This window comes from Pseudomonas sp. NPDC090755 (assembly GCF_044769005.1).
Taxonomy (GTDB): domain Bacteria; phylum Pseudomonadota; class Gammaproteobacteria; order Pseudomonadales; family Pseudomonadaceae; genus Aquipseudomonas.
Genome location: NZ_JBIVXC010000057.1, coordinates 1 through 2,270, shown reverse-complemented (window position 1 = coordinate 2,270; position 2,270 = coordinate 1). Strand labels below are relative to the sequence as shown.

The 2,270-nt window shown below is 56.8% G+C and carries 4 protein-coding genes; all 4 read left to right on the top strand.

Annotation, left to right across the window (positions count from 1 at the left end):
• Positions 1–31: 31 nt before the first annotated feature.
• The gene (gene rplC, locus ACIQUS_RS27220; RefSeq protein ID WP_403054264.1) at positions 32–667 is read left to right on the top strand and encodes a 50S ribosomal protein L3; all 636 of its coding nucleotides are present in this window, start codon (positions 32–34) and stop codon (positions 665–667) included.
• 12 nt (positions 668–679) lie between these two features.
• Entirely contained in the window at positions 680–1,282 is a 603-nt protein-coding gene (rplD, locus tag ACIQUS_RS27215; RefSeq protein WP_285865156.1) for a 50S ribosomal protein L4, read from the top strand.
• Complete coding sequence (gene rplW, locus ACIQUS_RS27210) at positions 1,279–1,578, top strand: 50S ribosomal protein L23 (RefSeq protein WP_010220306.1); 300 nt, start codon at positions 1,279–1,281, stop codon at positions 1,576–1,578. The genes rplD and rplW overlap by 4 nt, the downstream gene beginning before the upstream one ends.
• A gap of 14 nt (positions 1,579–1,592) precedes the next feature.
• A partial coding sequence (gene rplB / locus ACIQUS_RS27205) for a 50S ribosomal protein L2 (protein WP_403054260.1) occupies positions 1,593–2,270 on the top strand: 678 nt, incomplete at its 3' end.

Sequence of the window (2,270 nt, the reverse complement as noted above, 5' to 3'; positions counted from 1 at the left end):
GAAAGCCACGTACACTCATGAGGTTTACAACATGACTATTGGTGTAGTCGGTCGAAAAGCGGGTATGACCCGTATTTTCACCGAAGAAGGTGTCTCCATTCCGGTCACGGTCATTGAGATCGAACCGAATCGCGTCACCCAGTTCAAAACCGAAGAAACCGATGGCTACCGTGCAGTGCAAGTCACTGTAGGTGAGCGTCGTGCTTCGCGTGTGACCGCAGCTCAGGCTGGTCACTTCGCCAAGGCGAACGTTGCCGCTGGTCGCGGTGTCTGGGAATTCCGTCTTGAAGAAGGCGAGTTCCAGGCTGGCGACTCGATCAACGCTGAAATCTTCGCTGCAGGTCAGCTGGTAGACGTTACCGGCCAGTCCAAAGGTAAAGGCTTCGCCGGTACCATCAAGCGCTGGAATTTCCGTGGTCAGGACAACACCCACGGTAACTCCGTTTCCCACCGCGTCCCGGGCTCTATCGGCCAGTGCCAGACTCCTGGTCGTGTATTCAAGGGCAAAAAAATGTCCGGTCATATGGGCGCCGAGCGCGTGACCGTTCAGTCCCTGGAAGTAGTGCGCGTCGACGCTGAACGCAATCTGTTGCTGGTCAAGGGTGCCGTTCCAGGCGCTACTGGCGGTGACGTGGTTGTGCGTCCGGCTGCCAAGGCTCGCGGTTAAGGGGAAGCTGACATGCAACTTAATGTAAATGACGCTCAAGCGATCGAAGTTTCCGAACTGACTTTCGGTGGCGAATTCAACGAGACGCTGGTACACCAAGCAGTCGTGGCCTACATGGCCGGCGGCCGTCAGGGCACCAAGCAGCAGAAAACCCGTTCCGACGTTGCTGGTGGCGGCAAGCGCCCATGGCGTCAGAAAGGTACTGGTCGCGCTCGTGCCGGTACTACTCGTGGTCCAATCTGGCGTGGCGGTGGCGTGACCTTCGCAGCTCGTCCTCAGGATCACTCGCAGAAGCTCAACAAGAAGATGTACCGCGCAGCTCTGCGCTCCATCCTCGCTGAGCTGGTGCGTACCGATCGTCTGGTCGTGGTTCAGGACTTCTCCGTTGAAGCACCGAAAACCAAAGACCTGCTGAGCAAGCTGAACGGCATGGGTCTGAACGACGTACTAATCGTTTCGGACGCTGTTGATCAGAACCTGTACCTGGCTGCTCGTAACCTGCCGCACGTCGACGTACGTGACGTTCAAGGTTCCGATCCGGTCAGTCTGATCGCATACGAGAAAGTGCTGGTCACTGTCTCGGCCGTGAAGAAATTCGAGGAGCTGCTGGGATGAACCAGGAACGCGTATTTAAAGTCCTCCTTGGCCCGCACGTTTCCGAGAAGGCTACCGTTCTGGCTGAGAAAAAAGGCCAGTTCGTATTCAAGGTTGCTACCGACGCAACCAAGCTGGAAATCAAGAAAGCTGTCGAAGGCCTGTTCGGCGTAAAAGTCGAAAACGTGTCGACCGTTAACGTTCTGGGTAAAACCAAGCGTACCGCACGTGGTCTGGGCAAGCGTAATGACTGGAAAAAAGCGATCGTATCGCTGCAGCCAGGCCAAGATCTCGATTTCAGCAGCAGTGCTGAGTAAGGAAGGGGTGCATCATGGCAATCGTTAAATGCAAACCGACTTCCCCTGGCCGCCGTTTCGTGGTCAAGGTGGTCAACAAGGAGCTGCACAAAGGCGCTCCTCACGCACCGCTGCTCGAGAAGAAGTCGAAGTCTGGTGGTCGTAACAACAATGGCCGCATCACTACTCGTCACGTAGGTGGTGGTCATAAGCAGCATTACCGTATGGTCGATTTCCGTCGCAACGACAAAGATGGCATCGTCGCCACTGTCGAGCGTATCGAATACGATCCAAACCGTACTGCTCACATCGCACTGCTGTGCTACGCAGACGGCGAGCGCCGCTACATCATCGCCCCTAAAGGCGTTGTTGCTGGCGACCAGCTGATCGCAGGCGCTCTGGCTCCAATCAAGCCAGGCAACTCCCTGCAACTGCGCAACATCCCAGTGGGTAGCACCATTCACGGCATCGAACTGAAGCCGGGCAAAGGTGCTCAGATCGCTCGTTCCGCTGGTGCTTCGGCTCAGCTGATCGCTCGCGAAGGTGTCTATGTGACCCTGCGTCTGCGCTCTGGTGAAATGCGTAAAGTCCTGGCTGAATGCCGTGCGACCCTGGGCGAAGTCTCGAACTCCGAGCACAGCCTGCGTTCGCTGGGTAAAGCTGGTGCCAAGCGCTGGCGTGGCGTTCGCCCAACCGTTCGTGGTGGTGCCATG

What these genes read in the sequence shown, in the direction of transcription:
- rplW (WP_010220306.1), top strand. Translation starts at nt 1,279, where the DNA reads ATGAACCAGGAACGCGTATTTAAAGTCCTCCTTGGCCCGCACGTTTCC.
- rplC (WP_403054264.1), top strand. Translation starts at nt 32, where the DNA reads ATGACTATTGGTGTAGTCGGTCGAAAAGCGGGTATGACCCGTATTTTC.
- rplD (WP_285865156.1), top strand. Translation starts at nt 680, where the DNA reads ATGCAACTTAATGTAAATGACGCTCAAGCGATCGAAGTTTCCGAACTG.